Below are 18,013 nucleotides of genomic sequence, written 5' to 3' on the forward strand. Positions count from 1 at the left end.
CTCACGATGTCAAATATAACCAGGACAATCTTAGTTGCCGCAGTCATTGCTGTACCTGTATGGTTTTTTATTCAGCCTCCCAGTGAAGCGAATATCGAACAACCCTCTGCTGCACCTGAAATACTCTCGGTACGTGTGGCACAGCCACAACCGCTGTCAAATTATCAGCCATTGATATTTAACGCCCGCGTAGAGGCCATCGAACAATCGGACATTTTCGCCCGTGCTGATGGCTACGTGGAAAGTCGCCATGTCGATATTGGCGATAACGTTCAACAAGGTGATTTACTGGCAAAACTCTCCTCCCCAGAACTGGAACAGGAAATTCTTCAGGCCAAGGCTGAAATCAATCGGCAGAAAGCCATGTTGGATCTGACGGAGAAAGTGGCCAAACGGTATATCAATCTACGCGATTCAGGTGCCGTCAATGCGACCGAAGTCGATGAAAAAGAAGCTGAGCTGGCAGTGACCAAAGCGACATTAGCGACCTACCAGGCCCGTCTGGAACAGCTGGAAAATGAATTTGCCTACACCGAAATCGTGGCACCGTTTGATGGCATTATCACCCGTCGTCTGGCTGAACGTGGAAACCGTATTACCCGCAATGATGCCATGCCGCTATTTCGAATCAGCCGCACGGATCAGTTACGGATAATAGTGGATATACCGCAAACACAGTTATTTATTATTGATCAGCAAAATCCGGCAAAACTGACTTTGCCTGACTTAGGAAATCAGCAAATCGACGTACCAATTTCACGTATTTCGCGTGAAGTAAATCGCGAAACCGGCACCATGCGAATGGAATATCTGCTGGATAATACCGAGCTTAATCTGCCGGCGGGTTTGAGTGGTGAACTGGCCATACAGGTTCAGCAAAACGGTGAGGCTGTGCTTATTCCGGTTAATGCCTTAAAAACCATTCAGGGCAGACCCTCAGTGATGCTGGTAAACACGGAGAACCAGGTTGAAATCAAAACCGTTCGTGTGGGTCGTCTGGATAATAGTGAAGTGGAGATCCGTTCAGGCCTGACCACTAAGGACCGCGTGATCCTCAATCCCAATGCCAGATTGAATGCGGGTGCTGAAATCATTATCGCGGAGTAGCTTTACAGCTGTTTTCAGAGTGCCTGCTAACTGCCTAACAGGTTGTCAGCGCACTGACAACAGATCCTGCCAGCGGGTCGTATAACCCGGACTTTTTCTTTCCTGTTTCATTTTCCAGGGACGCTTGAATCCCTGATTAGCCAGTTGTAAAGCGTCTTTACCCATACAGGCATTAATATTATCCATCACTGTCATCAACTTACCGGATTTTGGATCCTGATTGAGGGCAAACAAATCCTGCTGCTGACCGCTTTTCGGCTGCAATTCGGTGAGCATAATGCCGGCTTTGGCGTAGTTAAAACCGTGACGATACATCTGTTTCAATGCTGTCAGTGCATGTTTGACTAATACTCTGGTGTCATCTGAAGCCATCGGCAAAGGCACCATCATGCTGTTGCCATAATACGCATCCCCCTCTCGATAGGGACTGGTGCGGATATACACCTGAATCATCCGCGCCACTGAGTACTGTCGCCGCAGTTTTACAGCAGCACGGCTGGTATACAGACTGATGGATTCGGCCAGACTGTTCATATCCGTCACGGGAATACCAAAGCTTCTGGAACTCAAGATCTGCTTTTTGTCACTGATGGAATATTCCAGCTCCAGACAGCTGATACCGTTGAGTTCACGTACGGTTTTTTCCATCAACACACTGTATTGGCGTCGCAGGGTTTCAGCATTGGCTTGTTTTAAATCCAAAACGCTGAGAATGCCCTGCGTTTTCAACTTCACTGCCAGTTTACGACCCACACCCCACACCTCACCTACATCCAGATCGGCAAGTAAATGGTTAAGTTGTTTAGGACTTAACTGATTAAAGTCACAAACCCCATCATATTCAGGCAGCTTTTTAGCACAGTGATTGGCCAGTTTGGCAAGCGTTTTACTGGCACCTATGCCGACACTGACCGGCAACCCTGTCCATTGCCCGACACGGTGACGGATCTGCTGACCATATTGCAGTAAATCCAGATGTTGAAAACCGCTCAGATCCAGAAAACACTCATCAATCGAGTATACCTCCTGATCCGGCGAAAACTGGTTGAGAATCCGCATCACCCGGTTACTCATATCGGCATACAACGCATAATTGGATGATAAAGCGATGATCTGATGCTGTTGCACCAGCGGTTTGCACTTGAACCACGGCGCGCCCATCGGCACGCCCAGTGCTTTGGCTTCATTACTTCTTGCCACCGCACAGCCATCATTATTACTGAGCACCACTACCGGTTTACCGGCCAGTTTTGGGTTAAATACCCGCTCGCAGGAAACATAAAAGTTATTGACGTCGATTAGGGCAATACTGCGTGACATGATCACTTAAAACGCCTGAATGAGCCGGTGACGACGCCCCAGATTTCAAACTGCATACCATCCTTGATTTCAATCGGCTGATACTCGCCGGACTGATTGGATGGCAGTAATCGTGGGTCACCCTCTTTGGTTTTCGCCAGCAGTTTAATGGTAAATTCGCCATCAACTACTGCCAGCACAATATCGCCGATACTGGCATTCTTGGCGCGATTCACCACCGCTTTGTCACCCGGCAATAAACCACTATCAATCATCGAATAACCCTGAATGGTGACAAAAAATGTCGCCTCCTCATCATCAATCAGAAACTCATTGGGATCCAGCCGCTTTTCGACATGTTCATCTGCAGGCGAGGGAAAACCCGCCGCAACTTTGGAACTGAATAAGGGCCAGCTGCGTTTGGCCGGCGTAATGACGGGGCGTTCAAATACAGTTGGCTCGTCTACCATGTGTGGAGATTGGTTCTGGGTGGACTGATAACGTCGATAGGCTTTCAGAAAGTCAGCAATCACCGGTTTTTGACTTTGAGGAATCCGCATCACCGTTGTCGGCTCTTTGATAGCCGAACCTTTCTTTCGTCCGGCACCAGCACGCCGACCGCCATGCGTATTTGAGCGAATTGTCATAAATCACTTGATTAATTGAAACAGTTAATCAAGTGTACGAATCACTTCCCGAACAGGCAAGGAAAAATTCACTAGCTGAATAACAACACGCTCCAGATAAGGCCAATCAATACGATAATAAAAACCGATGCACCGATTTTATGTTCTTCAAACAGGTTTTGCGCCTGATTACCAAACAGACAGACCAATAAGCCCAGACCAAAATAACGCAGCCCACGGGAAACGATGGTAGCCAGCATATACAGCAAAAATGCGTAGCCGGTTGCTCCGGCCGCCAGCATGGCAATCTGAAATGGAATCGGCGTCACGCCGACACTCAGGACATACCAGAAACCATGTAAATGAATCTGCTGGCGAATGGATTCAAACTGCTCTGGTGTCGACAACAGCGCAATCATTTGCTCACCGATCAGACCAAACACAAAATAGCCAATCGCATATCCTAACGCCGCGCCGATAATACAGCCCAGTAACGCCATGGCACTGATGGCCCAGAGCAGCTTCCGGCGTGCCTGCATCAGTGGAATCAAAATGGTTTCCAGCGGAATCGGCACAATCAACGACTCCATAAAAGAAGCAAAAGCCACCCCCCATAGCATATGTTTGGAATTGACCAACCGCGAACCCAGCTGTTTGAATTTTTTCAAGCGACTTGATTTCCTGTCTTGGATAAGTAACTCAAAACCCGATACTTATATGATGCCAGCCAGACCATAAAAAAATTAAGTGAATCCAACTGTAAATAACCTGGGATCAGACAGGTTTTCATAACGGAATAACCATTGTCTGAAACACTATGTTGATTGGAAACGGCTCAAATCAGCGGGTATTCATGCTCTGCATAAAAGCGCTGATGCACAACCTCAATCCTTAACCGATCTCCGGCTTCAATAAATTGCAACGGCTGACTGACTTCATCAATCCACTGCTGTGCCTGTTCCGCTTTAATAAAACTGCAGATATCGCCTATCGGCCAGTGAAAATACACTTCGCGTTGTTTCTTTTCAGCTAACACCGCAGGATCCGTGGTGTCTGGAAGTGGAATATACGAACTGAAAATCTCCAATCCCCCCTGCTGCTCCGGATCATTTGCATTGTATTCCAGTGAAATATCCCAGCCGCGTACCAGTCCATTATCGGCATCACCACGTTCAAAACTGAAGCCATACATCGCCAGAATATCCTCCTCGATTTCCGGCAGTTTTTTCAGTGCCTCCTGAACCGCTTTAATCGCAGTTTTGTCTTGCTCTGAAAGATTTTCCAGTGTGATTAACCACTCACCCAAATCGATGGCGGCCTGAATAATGGGAGGATGGGTTTTGTCGAGCAGAATATGCGGCATGAGAATGAATTATCTAATGATTAAAGCCGAAACATGATATCAAACTGCATGGGATAACCCCATTTATCTTCCCACGCCGGAGCGTGGGAACGAGGCCAGTATTAATCCGCTTTCGGACTCACCCGCCATACGATATTACCGACATCATCTGCGACTAAGATGCCGCCCTGTTTATCCACTACAACACCTACCGGACGCCCCATGGCATCGCCATTACCGTCTACAAATCCAGTCAGAATATCCTGCGGCATACCGTCAGGTTCACCCTCTTTAAACGGTACAAAGATCACTTTGTAACCACTTAACGGTTTTCGATTCCATGAGCCATGCTGCCCGACAAATGCTCCGTTTTGATATTGAGCACCAAGCAAATCCGCCTTATAAAAAGCCAGCCCCAATGAAGCTGTATGCGCGCCCAGGGCATAATCGGGCTTAATGGCTTTTTCGACTAAATCCGGTCTGGGGGGCTCGACACGTGTATCGACGGTTTGACCGTAATAGCTATAAGGCCAACCATAAAAGCCGCCATCCTGTACCGACGTCATATAGTCCGGCACCAGATCACTACCGATTTCATCGCGTTCATTAACAGTTGTCCAAAGCTCACCACTTTGAGGCTGCCACGCTAAACCATTTGGATTACGCAGACCGGAAGCAAACAGTCTTTTTTCGCCCGTATCGGGATTCACTTCCAGAATCGCAGCACGGTTTTCTTCGTTTTCCATACCGTTTTCGCCAATATTGCTATTAGACCCAACGGTGGCATAAAGCAATGTGCCCTCATCATTGGCAATAATATTCTTGGTCCAGTGATGATTAATCGGTCCGCCGGGTAAATCCGCGATATGCTGAGGTTCGGCGGTGATCTGTGTCTGCCCTTCTTCATAAGGGAAACTCACAATGGCATCGGCATTGGCAACATAAAAATCATTGCCAATCAGCGCCATGCCAAATGGAGAATGCAAATCTTCGAGAAATACATGACGGGTTTCAGCTACGCCATCGCCATCTTCGTCACGTAATAAAGTAATCCGGTCCGCACTGGGCACTGCCGCCCCTGCCCGTTTCATCACCAGGCCTTTTATCCAGTCTTTAATACCTGCATTTGGCTTTTCGCTCTCAGGGGCATTGGACTCCGCCACCAATACATCGCCGTTTGGCAACACATAAAGCCACCGCGGATGATCCAAATCCATTGCAAAACGGTTGACCTGCAAGCCCTCTGCAGCAATCGGCTCACCATCAATCGGCCAGCCTTTGGCCGGTGCAATTTTCACGGTGGGTATCAAAGCCTGTTTAGGCGCAACCAAGGTTGGCTCAGGCCCATAATCAGCTTGTGGAGGGATTTTGGCCCTATCGCCACAGCCAGTCAGGCTCACGGCCAAAACCCCAATAAATGCGCCGACGATAGATGGATGCTGCATATCTGTGCTCCTGAATAAAGAATCAATATCTGAGTCTAACAAGGTTCAGCTAACGTTCGGCTTGCTTTGCGTTAAAAGATGTTCAAGAAATTGTCTTTATAGTGATTTGCTCATTCCGGTTGAAATAGCGGAATGTTTAATAATTGTGATTGTCTCAGAATAGCAAACGTTTTATTTCATTCAATGGAGGTTGCATGCAAATTCAGGTTAATACCGATCGTCACATTCCAGGCGACGATACGCTCACCGACTCAATTCGTGAAGAACTACAACATTCTCTCAAACGATTTGATGATCACGTCACGCGTGTCGAAGTCCATCTAAGCGATCAAAACAGTGAAAACCGGGGTGGTGCTGATGATATCCGTTGTCTGATCGAAGCCCGCATAGAAGGTCACCAACCCAATGTGGTCACTCATGATGCAGCGACCATCAAACAAGCCTTTACCGGTGCGACCGATAAAATGAAACGTGTCTTGACCACCACCATTGAGCGTATGCAATCACGCTAACATCAACACCAAATGCTGGTTCCCACGATCCTCCGTGGGAATCACCCATTCTCGCGCGGGAGCGTGATTAAGGTGTCCTTAATGCTCACTCTAAAGGTCAGATAAACCCGAAATCCAAAATATGCGACGTAACGGAATAAGGCTTGTGCAGAATATAAAATGCTTTCGGCGCACAGAATAAATCTCATTAATTGAAGCGATCCTTATGAGGCCATAGGGAAATCAATTTCAAAACAGATTATTGTGTTTTTCACCAAGCCATCGGTATGCTTGATCCCACATTGTTCCTCAACTTTCCATTAAAACCCAGGCAGCATAATGAATAAGAAGTTACTTTTAGCCATCGGCTTGATACCGCTCGTTATCATTCTGGCAATCGTTTTCAATAATCGAGACGCTCCATCATCGGCAACTGACAGTAAACGGCAATTATCTGAATTGCAGTCTATTGAAGAAGGCTTTATGGAAGCTGAAGTTTTCATTAATGCCCAAGCACCGATCAAAATTGATGATCAAACCCGATTGGAAAAAGCATTAGCGGGCCCCGGCGATATGATTACCTATTTTTATACCCTGACTACGGTGTCGGTTGCCGAAGTCGAGCCAGCCACTGTGCTTGAGAAGATCAAACCAAAACTGCTCTCAAGTCTTTGTAAGAATGCGGAAATGCAGCCAGTGCTGCAGGCGGGTGCAAAAATTGTTTATGTGTATTCAGACAAGAACAGTGAAGATGTCGGACGTATTGAGGTAGTGGCTGCGGATTGTCAGGCGTCAAGCTAAGTTCGCTTAGTCACGCAATAGACTGCTGCTGTAGCAACATGCTCATATCGCGTTTGGGTGGATGGCCAAACATCCTTACATATTCACGACTGAATTGTGATGGACTTTCATACCCCACCCGGTAAGCCGTGCTGGCAGCATCCTGCGTTTCCGTCATCATGATTTTTCGTGCTTCAAGCAGCCTGAATCGTTTTTGATATTGCAATGGGCTCATTGCAGTGACCGCTTTGAAGTGGCTATGGAAAGACGAAATACTCATGCCTACCTGGGTAGCCAGATCCTCAATTTTGATTGGCTGATCGTAATTGGCTTTTAGAATTTGAATCGCCTCTGAAATTCGTTGCATGTGGCTACCGGTTTGTGTCATTTGAGCAATGACATCGCCATATTGACCGTTGAGTAACCGGTAATGAATTTCACGTTTAATCATGGGCGCTAATAACGCAATATCCTGTGGGGCTTCCAATAACCGGGCAAGTCGTAATACACCATCGCCCAGTGACTCATCCACATCTCCGACAAAAATGCCACGCTGGTTTGGTATTTTGTTTTTAAACGGCAAACGGGTCTGCGCCATTAACTCGGTAAGTTGATGCAGATCCAACTCAATCTGCAAACATAGATAGGGTTTGTCTTTACTCGCTTCTATCACCTGACCAATCACCGGTAAATCGACAGAGGCCACCAGATATTCCGAAGGCTGGTATTGATAGATTTCATCTTCGAGTAACACCCGTTTCTTGCCCTGCACAATGACGCACAAAGAAGGTGTATAAACACTGGGCAATCGGTCATTTATTTCATTGAGCTTTATGCAGTTCACGCCAGTTATAGCGGTGCTGTGAATGCCGTTCCCTGAGGAGAATTTATCAATCAGGCTCGCAAGTTCTGTGCGTTGGGTTTCATTCATTTTCTAATTACCCCAATAAGTTACTGATGCTGATTATAGGCTGAGGCTGTTTTGTAAATATAGTGGGTTGTAGAAATAGGCAATTTTCCTGTAGCTCTGTGTATCCAAAATAAACAGCTTCCTCACTACCATTTGAATCGTCACTTAAAGACAAGTTCAAATGGAGATAACTAATGAAGAACGTAGAAAATAAAGTCGTTTTAATCACCGGCGCCAGCAGCGGGATCGGTGAAGCTACCGCCAAAGTACTGGCTAAAAATGGTGCGATTGTTGTGCTTGGTGCACGTCGAACTGATCGCCTTGAAGCCATTGTCCGAGATATCCAGCAATCAGGTGGTCATGCTGCCTATCGTGAATTGGATGTAGCAAATGCAGAACAGGTGAATGCATTTGTGACTTTTGCCAAAGATACCTTTGGTCGGGTGGATGTGATGTTTAACAACGCTGGCATTATGCCGTTATCGCCAATGCGCGCGTTAAAAACCAATGAATGGAACAACATCATCGATATAAATATTAAAGGCGTGTTGAATGGTATCGCGGCAGTCTTACCAATCATGGATCAGCAAGGCAGTGGACATATTATCAACACCGCTTCCACTGGAGCGCACACAGTTGGTCCCTCCTGTGCTGTTTACTGTGCCAGTAAATATGCGGTTCGAGCCATCAGTGAAGGCTTGCGTCAGGAATCAAACAATCTGCGTGTCACTGTTCTTTCCCCAGGTGTTACCACTACTGAACTTGGCCACGACATTACTGATGAAGCTGCCGCTGAATTTGTTGATCAGCTTCGCAACACGTCGTTAAATGTCGAAGCCGTTGCTGATGCCGTTTTGTATGCCATTTCGCAACCTGACAATGTGGATGTGAATGAGTTGGTGATTCGCACTATGGCCTGTTATGGCCATGCCTTTTAAGCGTGGGGCTCAGGATGAAAACATTTCAGTACGTGACGGTGTTTGTCTGGTTTTATTTATTAAGTGGCTCTGTGATGGCAGAGCCGCTCAATCATAAACAGCTAGTCGAACAAGCTTTCAATCAATGGAGTCAGGGCACAGGATCGCCATTTGATTTACTCGAAGCAGATGCACAATGGACCATTATGGGGCCGACTGAGTCAGCCAAAACTTATAATCTATCTGACTTCCAGGAGATGGTGATTCAGCCATTTAACAAACGGTTGTCAACGCGATTAAAACCTACCGTCCATGCTATTTATCAGGACAGTGAAGAAATCATCATTTTGTTTGAAGCTGAGGCGACCTTGATCAATGGTGAAATTTATCGAAACAGCTATGCATGGTTTTTTACCATGCAGCAAGGAAAAGTCGTTAATGTCAGAGCAGTGCTTGATTTAAATGCTTACGATGCAGTGATGGCACTTGATGTTAACGATGACTGAAATAGACGTTTAATCTGACAAAACGGTGGTTTGGTCATTTCGGATATTACTTTCGTTGCAGAACATCGCTGATGTAGTCTTTGAGCTATATACTGAGTTTCTATTCGGGAACGACTGGCAGGTGGACAGGTCAGTATGTCATCGATAAAAATTTCAAAACTTAAACTCCCGATTGGATATCAGCGTTTTTATTCATGGACAGTTTCACGATTACACTTTTTATAAAGGTTTGATTGTCATGATAAAATACAAAAAAGCAGCAGAAGCCGTTGAACGTCTCTCACCTGAACAACATTATGTGACCCAGCAATGCGGCACCGAACCGCCGTTTGATAATGCTTATTGGGACAATCACGAAGCCGGTCTTTACGTCGATGTAGTGTCGGGTGAGCCATTGTTTGCATCAATAGATAAATTTGATAGTGGCACCGGCTGGCCGAGCTTTACCCGCCCAGTGCAGACTGAGAATGTCACCGAAAACTTTGATGAGAGTCTGGGCATGCGCCGTGTTGAAGTACGCTCAGTGCATGGTGACAGTCATTTAGGTCATGTCTTCCCTGATGGCCCCGAAGAAGCCGGTGGCATGCGTTATTGCATCAACTCAGCGTCACTCAGATTTATTCCCGCTGATGAACTGGATATTGAGGGCTATGGAGAATTTAAAAAGCTGTTTTCAGAAACCTTAGGTGAGACAAAATGAGCGAGTCAAATACCGAACGAGCCGTATTGGCCGGTGGCTGCTTCTGGGGTATGCAGGATTTACTTCGTAAATTACCGGGTGTGATCTCATCGCGAGTCGGCTATACCGGCGGCGATATTCCAAATGCCACTTATCCAAACCATGGCACCCATGCTGAAGGCATTGAGATCCTCTTTAATCCTGAGCAGATTACTTACCGACAGTTACTGGAATTTTTCTTCCAGATTCACGATCCGACCACGCCAAATCAACAAGGCAATGATCGAGGAATGAGTTATCGCTCAGCGATTTATTACACCAACGATGAACAAGCCGAAATTGCCAAGCAGACGATTGAGGATGTAAATCAATCCGGAATATGGCCCGGCAAAGTCGTCACCGAAGTAGAACCCGTCGGAGATTTCTGGGAAGCCGAACCAGAACATCAGGATTATCTGCAACATTATCCAACCGGATACACCTGCCATTACATTCGACCGGATTGGAAGCTGTCTTAAGAAAAGAATTGGTTTTATTGATTGAGCCAGCCTCGACTCTATTCTAGAAATAATTTTTCTGATCAGTTGTTGCACTTTTAGCAACAACTGATCGTTATTTTACAATTGGCCCCAACTCTTCAACCAACGTTAATAACTCTTTCGTTATAGCAATCAATTCATCCAGTAGCTGTGGTGTAATTTCCAGGTGACCTTCATATTCAGCAAGATTGCGTTGCTTGTGACATTTATCTAAAACTCGCCACTTGCTAGTTGTCATGCCTACAGTGTGTTCCAAACACTGAAACACCAGATAACGATTGTCTGAACGGTATCCATGCCAACGCATCGCCGCCAAAGATAAAGCATGTGCTGCACCATAAGCTAATGAAAAACGACTATCGTCGGATAAGCTTTCCACATTGGCATCCTGCAAACGACGTTTGGCAGAAATCACCATGCCATCAAACTCTTTTTGATCAGCAGGTTCTATTTTTAAATTGTTGGTTTTTACCAGGTTATCCAGATGTACTAATGTCATTTTCTGATCCCTTCAGCCATATCTTCGGTTGGTCCATTACCTTTGAAATAAATGCATTATCTTCCTGCCATTTCTGTTTGAACTGCTCTAATTCATAAACAGAAGGATTGATAGGTCGCGATAAAGTCTTTTCAGCGTCAACAAGACATTCCATCAAGTCCGCATAAGCCAACTTATCAGAAATAACCAGCAGATCAATATCACTTTTGGCTGTTGCCTCGCCCTTTGCGACGGAACCATAGATAAAGGCACATAAAATCTGTCCATCAATGGAGGTTAAAGCCTGGCGAACGACATCAGCTACACCGAATGTCTTTGTTGTAATCGACACCAGCTCGTTGAATATTGGATTATCTGGGTTTGCTTGATAGTGCTGTTGATTTCCTTCTTTCGAGCTAATCAATATTCCAGCGTTGGTGAGTTTTTCCAATTCCCTTGTAACCGTGCCCCGGCCCATCGCAGCCATGCGAACAATCTCGTTCGTATAAAAACTTTTATCAGGTTTGCCATATAACAAACCCAGCACACGTTGCTGTGTTTTTGTAAACAATGCTTCAGTGATAGAGGTAACGGACATACAACACCATTAATAAAATACCCAATATGGGTACTATAATCCCCATATTGGGTATTTACAATATTGATTTAGTTCTCTCGAAAAATAAGCAAACAAAACAATCTGTTTTCCAAAGTCCTTGTTTATGTTCCATACGTTAATTTCAGTGCTACATAAGGTTTGTGAAATTAAGATATTAATATGTTGAGGAATATCATTTAATTTTGAGCAAACTTCAGGCACAAAAAAACCACCTAAAGGTGGTTTATTTTTGTTTTGGTGGGGCGGCGCCAATCTAATAGACAATTAAGTCGTTGATATTATTAATGGATAAATCAATAAATATTTAGTTGCTCCACACAAATTAATCTGACTATTGATATCTTTATGGTATAGAAAAATTCCATAACCTGCTAAGCGTTTGGGTATTCAGCTTATCTCAAAGTCAACTTTAAGCAAACAGGGCGATAGACTTAGGTTGTATGGTATTAATCCCCAAGAGCAAGTATTAAAAATTGGGCTTGTCTTATAGTCAATCTGTTATAAAGTGGAGAACATGAAATTTTAAACAGGCTGAAAAATGGACTTACACCTTCAACCGCAATTCAAAAATGCCTCCGACCTAAAAAAAATCCTAAAAGAGGTGAACGTTACTTTGACGCTTGAAGATGGTCGCGAGATAAAAACGTTAGTGGTCTATTTGCCGCTATCATCTGGGAAATCATCTCATTCAGAATTTTTTGAAAAAGTTAAAGAGGCTATATTATTCAATTTCGTTTTTACCTGCACTGAAATAGAAAAAAATCTTGGAATACAAAATAAACAATCTGCTGAAAAGCTCTTTCAGAAGGCAGCAAGGAAATTAAGTCAACATACAGCACAAGGTGAACTAGGTGAACTTATCCTGTTCACTCTTTTGGATATCTACTTTCAGGCTCCAAAAATTCTAAGTAAAGTATCAATGAAAACAAGTCGAAGAATGCCAGTCTATGGAGCTGATGCTGTTCATGGTCAATTCTATGATGGCGAATTCGTATTATTTTTAGGTGAATCAAAATTACACGCTGATTTTAAAGGCGCTGCTTCAAGCTCTGCCGTATCAATTAAAAGTGCTAAAGAAAAATATATTCAAGAATTTGACTTGATTGAAAGCCACATGGACTTCCCAAATATAAATGAAGAATTGGAGTCAATACTACTGGATCTATTAGATCCATTTTCTGAAAAGGACTTATCAGATCTAATCCATTCACCTTGTTTTATAGGTTTTTCTGAACCCGATCTTATTTCTAATGCGTTGTCAGAAGAGGACTTTGTAGATAAATATACTGAGCTCGCGAAGACATATATTTACGAATTCTTTAATCAAATAGAAAAGCAAGAAATTGGTATCGATAAAACAGCCATTTTAATGCTCCCTTTTTCATGTGTTAACAATTTAGTTACTGAATTCATTGAATATATGGGAATTGAAAAATGACCGCTTTTCTTAATAAACTTGCTATCAAGATTAACGAAAGCGAGGGTTATCAAAATGCTGCCAATTTCCTTTTCGATGCTTATATATCTGACTTAATTGGCGAAAAAATAAACCTTGAAAAGAGCGATATCAAAAAGTTAATATTTTCATCTCAAGTATTCTATAAATCTGATGATAGAAAATTAAATAATGAAGGCGCTATACTTCTTTCTATGATGTTGGATATTTGTGCTGATGAATATCCTGACTTAGTTCCTATTGCAAATAGTGTATTCGTAAACGCTGGCGACTTTCCAAATATAGCGTTATTGTCTCGACGCCACCCAGAACTTAAATTTACCTATAATTTTTATTCTGAAGCTCAAATGGATTTTAGACTGTCTCTTAACACGGTCGAAGAGCTTGACTTCCCACTAACAGATTTCCAACGTTCGCTATGGGAAGATTTACGTTCAGATAAGGATGTTATAACTTCTGCGCCTACTTCTGCAGGTAAAACCCACATAATTTTAAATTACTTGTTAAATCGAGTAGCAAAGAGTGATGGTTCATTTGCCGCTATTATTGTTCCCACAAGAGCATTGATAACTGAAGTTGCTGGAAAAATATATGAACTGGCAAAAAATTATAATTTTGATGATGAAATAGAAATTTGCACTGTTCCCAGAGATGGTAGCTTTGGAGCCAAAACTTTTTTTGTAATGACACAAGAACGTTTGCATGAAGTTTTACTAAGAGGAGATTTATCATTTGACTATTTATTCATTGATGAAGCACACAACATTGTAGAAAACAATCGCGGCGTACTCCTTCATCTTACGATTGAAAAAATGTTGGAGGATAGCTTCCCTCAAATCATAATCAGCATGCCGTCATCAATCTATCAAAACTCTTACTCTTCAATCTTTAGTGATATTGAGTTTAAAAAGGAAATAACCGAACACTCTCCAGTGGCAAAAATAATTATGGAAGTTGTACCTAAAGGAAAAGAGCTAATCATTTCAAGGTATAACTCTAATAACTTAAAAAAAATTAATAAGACATTTAAAGGTACAAAATTAGCAGAAATTGTTTATCGATTAGGTAGTGGTCAGAGCAATATCATCTATCGAAACAGAACTGATTATTGTGAAAATTTAGCCAATGATATTTCTGATCTTATTCCTGTTTATGAGAACTCTCCTCTACTAAATGAAGCTGCTGATTATGTTCAACAATTCATTCACAAGGATTTTTCCTTAGCTGAAAATTTGAGAAAAGGGATAGCGTTTCATTATGGACCACTTCCTAGCTCTATTCGAATTATGGTTGAGAACCTTGCGAAAGAGGGAGTAATCAAATTTATTGCTTGTACAAGTACGCTTGCTGAAGGTGTGAATTTGCCAGCAAAAAATCTCTTTTTAGATGACCCTTATCAACCAATTCCTAGACAACCTTCAGAACGTATAGAAAATGTGTCTATAAGTAATATCACTGGACGAGCGGGAAGAATGCTTCAGCATTTTTCCGGAAATATTTTTCTTATAAAACCCAATAGCTGGAAATTTCAAGATTATTTTGATGATGTTGAGATAGATGAACAAAAAATTCCTACGTACTTCAAGTCATTAAATGAAGATCTTAGTAGAGTAATGATTGCATTGAGTGGAACATATAATCATGAGGAACGCGATCAATATCATCTGTACACAATAGCTAACAAGTTGATTAAGGAGTTTGCCAACAATAATCTAGATAAAACTTTAAATGCTAAAGAATTGAATATAACTAGTCGCGAACGTAGACTTCTCCAAGAAAGTATTAATTCAGCATACAATGATCTCGTAGTACCCCCATTCACTTTAGAAGCCAATCCCACCGTTGGCTATATCCAACAAAATAAGCTTTACAATTCGCTCTATCAAGAAGAAAAATATGAAGCTTGGACCTTACCCCATCCAAATGCTCCTGGACTATATCAAACACTTCTAAACATTTGTGAAAGGTTAAATTTACAAGGTGTTTACATACCCACGGAAAATTACTCACTCAGATATATATGTCGAATCACGGTCAAATGGATTCGCGGTAACAGTCTCAAAGATATTATTTCTGATCAAATAGAATGGGATAGGGCTTACGCTGTTAATGAATCAAAGTCTGTTCCCAGTGTAAATAGATCAGTTAGAAATGTGATTAACGTAATCAACAATGACATAAGGTTCCGATTGTCAAATGCTTTACGTTGCTACCACACCTTGCTCGATTCTGTTTTAGTAAATAAAAAAATCGACATGACTAACATAAAAATTCATTCATATATCGAGATTGGAGCGTGTGAAGATCAAATGATTGCTCTAATTAATATGGGTCTATCTAGAGAAGCGGCTAAAGAAATAAACGATCACTTATTAGAGAATGAGACCATTGCTTCATCTCAAGAATTATTTGAACTGCACAAATCTGGCAAGTTAGTAGACCGTATACATGCAGTCACTAATAAAGAACTTGTTGAATTATTTAGTTAGACACATTCCTCTAAATACTTTGACAAAGCTTCCGTTAAGATTACAACTGATGAATTTTCATCTATAAATTTGTTTCTGGTAGTAAGTTGTGTTCGATAATCGAAGAAAGCATTTACAAAATCTAATTGTATTAGAGTACCGTCCGTGTTTATGCCTTTTAGTTTAAGCACTGTACATCCATCATGATCAGACAAATAATTAACTATTTCTAAAACATTTTCTTTCGACAATGACTTTTCAGAAGCATTAAACTCTAGATCCAAAGACAATTGCATATTATTCTCAATATATGGAGCTGAACTTAAATTTTTTATGAGTTCTGGTGCATCACTTGATATATCTGAAAGAGAAGAAGAATTGATTTTAAAGTGGAGACTGCTGTAGGCAGGTAGTTCATTAAGAGTAGAAAACTCTTTTTCTTTAGGTATTAGATTCAGCTTTAATTTACTAAGACGATCATTCTTAAACTGCTCTAACATAGTTTTTCCTACTGTTTTTAAACTTCCACTAGGTCCAGAAGTAAATCCTAGGAGAATCTTTTTGCTAGGCACAACAAAAAAGAAGTAAGGGTCACCTATGATCCCCTGATTTAAAGAAATTCCTGTGATTGTTCCATCACTAGTTGCTTTTGTTTGCCATGTATTACGCTCTTTAACTACAGTTACTGCATATGAGGAGATGTCCAAAACCTTTGAGTCTTGTGATAATTTTATTAAGTGCTTCGCGTTCCTTACATTAAAAATTCTGGATCTAAGGTTAGAACTTAGGCTAGTTAATATTCCTGCTTCAAAGTTTTCAAAAAAGCTATCATCCGCTTCTATAGAAAAGAAGCGAACTACAATAGTCTTATTTATTCGGTTCATATTCTCTATCCAGATGAGATTTGTTTTAGTGAACTCCAAAAGCTGTACTATATAGAATACTCGTTAGAGTATCGAACTACTTCGTACAGTTATTGACAGAACTCCAAGTAAAAGCGGGCGAATCACCTAGCCCGTGAAATTTCCCATGTGTGTGGTCTTGTATTGATTCTCTTTAATTACTCCCGCAGAACCGCCTGATTGGACGGTTTTTACGCGCGCAATCATCACCACCCATCGCTTCAAGATATTCATCACATTTCGAATCAGCATCAGCTTTTCGGGCTAGCTCGATAATCGATTCAGGATCCTCGCTTGGAACCAAGCAAACTAAGTGCTTGCCGATTGTAAATGGCATAAGTGAAGCTCGGGGAATGATGTGTTTTTATCGTTTTCTTTGACGTGATTTTTCCTGTCCCCACCACTTCAAGCACATAGTCTAAAAGATATTTTTCTGTGCTACTTATACTCACGGCTAACTGCCGATATTCATTTTTATGTTTTCGACATAATGTGACAGTACCTTCACCATCTATCAGTCCAGCAATGTAGGCAGCAATCGGCGGGGTAAGTTGTTTAGTCGTTTTATAGATAGCCATCCTTGGTTCTCAAAACTGATTTACATGCTTTGCATAATAATGAGTTAAATCCCTTTAATTCAAGCTCAGAGCCCAGAAACAAAAAAACCACCCGAAGGTGGTTGTTTTGACTATATGGTGGAGGCGGCGGGACAGTGACTCCTGAATTTTCATTCAGGCCTGGACTATTCCTTCATCTGATATTGCTATCAGATGGAGAGCGTTTGTGAGTATCGGTTTTATCTTCTACCCACCCTAGTATTCCATTGAGACGAATCTCTTTAGGAACCTATGAGTCTCTAGCCGGCTTACTGGTTTCCCATTGACCGGACGGCGTTGGCATAGAACCCCTGTTCCTTAGCGTTCACCGTATGAGCTCTCTTTTTCCAACGGGGATCACTCCCCGTGGCGACCATTTTACTAATCGAACCCGCGTCCGCGAATCCTCTGCCTTCAGCTCTACATGCTTATTTCATCTATTAATTTAACTTCAAGCTACCCGATGAACAGGGAAAACATGAAGCGATCTTGTTAGGTTTTAGTCTATCAGTACCAAGCATACGTCAAGACGATCTTGTGAGAGTCGACGCCCGATACCAGACGCACAAGCACGGATCTGGTCGGACGGCATTCACTGGTTATTAAGCAGCTAGTGCGTAGTTGTTATCGTTAGCAACTATATTTTTCCAATCTTTTTTACGAGAAGAACTGGAGTACTCGGCATGCACCTTAGGTTTCGTAACCCACGTCGAAGCCAGGTCGCCCCCAAAGGTTTGTTGTACGTTAGTCATTATACGGATTTTAAAGTTCCGTGACGATCTCTTTAAATATTTTTAAACAGTCTTTCTTTATCACGCTGCCAGTCACGTTCTTTCATGGTGGCGCGTTTGTC

19 protein-coding genes and 1 other RNA gene are annotated in these 18,013 nt (G+C 42.5%); 9 read left to right on the forward strand and 11 right to left on the reverse strand.

Going from position 1 to position 18,013, the window contains the following annotated elements; all coding sequences use genetic code 11:
* Positions 1 to 6: 6 nt before the first annotated feature.
* Positions 7 to 1,107, forward strand: coding sequence for an efflux RND transporter periplasmic adaptor subunit (locus B2337_RS10310; protein ID WP_292415241.1), 1,101 nt, complete (start codon positions 7 to 9; stop codon positions 1,105 to 1,107).
* Between the two features lie 45 nt (positions 1,108 to 1,152).
* Here B2337_RS10310 and B2337_RS10315 read toward each other — a convergent pair whose 3' ends face one another.
* The 5 genes from B2337_RS10315 to B2337_RS10335 all read right to left on the reverse strand — a co-directional run bounded on the left by B2337_RS10315 (position 1,153) and on the right by B2337_RS10335 (position 5,819).
* Positions 1,153 to 2,427: a Y-family DNA polymerase gene (locus B2337_RS10315; RefSeq protein ID WP_292415297.1), complete on the reverse strand. Its 1,275-nt coding sequence runs from the start codon at positions 2,425 to 2,427 to the stop codon at positions 1,153 to 1,155.
* A 2-nt stretch (positions 2,428 to 2,429) separates the two neighbouring features.
* Complete coding sequence (locus B2337_RS10320; RefSeq protein WP_292415243.1) at positions 2,430 to 3,053, reverse strand: LexA family protein; 624 nt, start codon at positions 3,051 to 3,053, stop codon at positions 2,430 to 2,432.
* Between the two features lie 71 nt (positions 3,054 to 3,124).
* The gene (locus B2337_RS10325; RefSeq protein ID WP_292359095.1) at positions 3,125 to 3,700 is read right to left on the reverse strand and encodes a YqaA family protein; all 576 of its coding nucleotides are present in this window, start codon (positions 3,698 to 3,700) and stop codon (positions 3,125 to 3,127) included.
* Between the two features lie 167 nt (positions 3,701 to 3,867).
* Positions 3,868 to 4,395 (reverse strand): hypothetical protein, encoded by a 528-nt coding sequence (locus B2337_RS10330; protein WP_292359094.1) that lies wholly within the window; start codon positions 4,393 to 4,395, stop codon positions 3,868 to 3,870.
* Positions 4,396 to 4,496: 101 nt separating this feature from the next.
* The gene (locus B2337_RS10335; RefSeq protein WP_292415246.1) at positions 4,497 to 5,819 is read right to left on the reverse strand and encodes a PQQ-dependent sugar dehydrogenase; all 1,323 of its coding nucleotides are present in this window, start codon (positions 5,817 to 5,819) and stop codon (positions 4,497 to 4,499) included.
* A 194-nt stretch (positions 5,820 to 6,013) separates the two neighbouring features.
* Between B2337_RS10335 and B2337_RS10340 the strand changes: the two genes are divergently transcribed.
* On the forward strand, positions 6,014 to 6,331 hold the full coding sequence (locus tag B2337_RS10340) for an HPF/RaiA family ribosome-associated protein (protein WP_292415248.1): 318 nt from the start codon (positions 6,014 to 6,016) through the stop codon (positions 6,329 to 6,331).
* 318 nt (positions 6,332 to 6,649) lie between these two features.
* Positions 6,650 to 7,111, forward strand: a complete 462-nt coding sequence (locus B2337_RS10345; protein ID WP_292415250.1) for a hypothetical protein — start codon at positions 6,650 to 6,652, stop codon at positions 7,109 to 7,111.
* Between the two features lie 10 nt (positions 7,112 to 7,121).
* On the opposite strand, the gene B2337_RS10350 is transcribed toward B2337_RS10345, so the two are convergent.
* Complete coding sequence (locus B2337_RS10350) at positions 7,122 to 8,021, reverse strand: AraC family transcriptional regulator (RefSeq protein ID WP_292415252.1); 900 nt, start codon at positions 8,019 to 8,021, stop codon at positions 7,122 to 7,124.
* A gap of 173 nt (positions 8,022 to 8,194) precedes the next feature.
* On the opposite strand from B2337_RS10350, the gene B2337_RS10355 reads away from it, so the two are divergent.
* The 4 genes from B2337_RS10355 (at position 8,195) to msrA (ending at position 10,620) form a co-directional block, all read left to right on the forward strand.
* The gene (locus tag B2337_RS10355) at positions 8,195 to 8,938 is read left to right on the forward strand and encodes an SDR family oxidoreductase (protein WP_292359088.1); all 744 of its coding nucleotides are present in this window, start codon (positions 8,195 to 8,197) and stop codon (positions 8,936 to 8,938) included.
* A gap of 14 nt (positions 8,939 to 8,952) precedes the next feature.
* A complete protein-coding gene (locus B2337_RS10360; RefSeq protein ID WP_292359087.1) occupies positions 8,953 to 9,423 on the forward strand; it encodes a nuclear transport factor 2 family protein in 471 nt (156 codons plus the stop codon).
* A gap of 241 nt (positions 9,424 to 9,664) precedes the next feature.
* On the forward strand, positions 9,665 to 10,123 hold the full coding sequence (msrB, locus tag B2337_RS10365; protein WP_349677081.1) for a peptide-methionine (R)-S-oxide reductase MsrB: 459 nt from the start codon (positions 9,665 to 9,667) through the stop codon (positions 10,121 to 10,123).
* Positions 10,120 to 10,620 (forward strand): peptide-methionine (S)-S-oxide reductase MsrA, encoded by a 501-nt coding sequence (gene msrA / locus B2337_RS10370; protein WP_292415255.1) that lies wholly within the window; start codon positions 10,120 to 10,122, stop codon positions 10,618 to 10,620. The genes msrB and msrA overlap by 4 nt, the downstream gene beginning before the upstream one ends.
* Before the next feature lie 94 nt (positions 10,621 to 10,714).
* Here the strand turns inward: msrA and B2337_RS10375 are convergent, their stop codons facing one another.
* On the reverse strand, positions 10,715 to 11,140 hold the full coding sequence (locus B2337_RS10375) for a hypothetical protein (protein WP_292415257.1): 426 nt from the start codon (positions 11,138 to 11,140) through the stop codon (positions 10,715 to 10,717).
* Positions 11,118 to 11,717 carry a nucleotidyltransferase domain-containing protein gene (locus B2337_RS10380; protein WP_292415260.1) on the reverse strand — a complete coding sequence of 200 codons (600 nt, stop codon included), beginning with the start codon at positions 11,715 to 11,717 and terminating at the stop codon, positions 11,118 to 11,120. The genes B2337_RS10375 and B2337_RS10380 overlap by 23 nt, the downstream gene beginning before the upstream one ends.
* Before the next feature lie 559 nt (positions 11,718 to 12,276).
* Here B2337_RS10380 and B2337_RS10385 point away from each other — a divergent pair.
* Positions 12,277 to 13,176 carry a HamA C-terminal domain-containing protein gene (locus B2337_RS10385; RefSeq protein ID WP_292415262.1) on the forward strand — a complete coding sequence of 300 codons (900 nt, stop codon included), beginning with the start codon at positions 12,277 to 12,279 and terminating at the stop codon, positions 13,174 to 13,176.
* Entirely contained in the window at positions 13,173 to 15,683 is a 2,511-nt protein-coding gene (locus tag B2337_RS10390) for a DEAD/DEAH box helicase (protein WP_292415263.1), read from the forward strand. Before B2337_RS10385 ends, B2337_RS10390 begins: the two co-directional genes overlap by 4 nt.
* Here the strand turns inward: B2337_RS10390 and B2337_RS10395 are convergent.
* The 3 genes from B2337_RS10395 to ssrA form a co-directional block, all read right to left on the reverse strand.
* A complete protein-coding gene (locus B2337_RS10395) occupies positions 15,680 to 16,546 on the reverse strand; it encodes a hypothetical protein (protein WP_292415265.1) in 867 nt (288 codons plus the stop codon). The two genes, B2337_RS10390 and B2337_RS10395, sit on opposite strands and share 4 nt — an antisense overlap.
* Positions 16,547 to 16,845: 299 nt before the next feature.
* Positions 16,846 to 17,142, reverse strand: a complete 297-nt coding sequence (locus B2337_RS10400; RefSeq protein WP_292415267.1) for an LAGLIDADG family homing endonuclease — start codon at positions 17,140 to 17,142, stop codon at positions 16,846 to 16,848.
* Between the two features lie 400 nt (positions 17,143 to 17,542).
* Positions 17,543 to 17,880, reverse strand: a transfer-messenger RNA (tmRNA) gene (ssrA, locus tag B2337_RS10405).
* Positions 17,881 to 18,013: the final 133 nt, after the last annotated feature.

This window comes from Methylophaga sp. UBA3192 (assembly GCA_002363955.1).
Classification (GTDB): Bacteria; Pseudomonadota; Gammaproteobacteria; order Nitrosococcales; family Methylophagaceae; genus Methylophaga.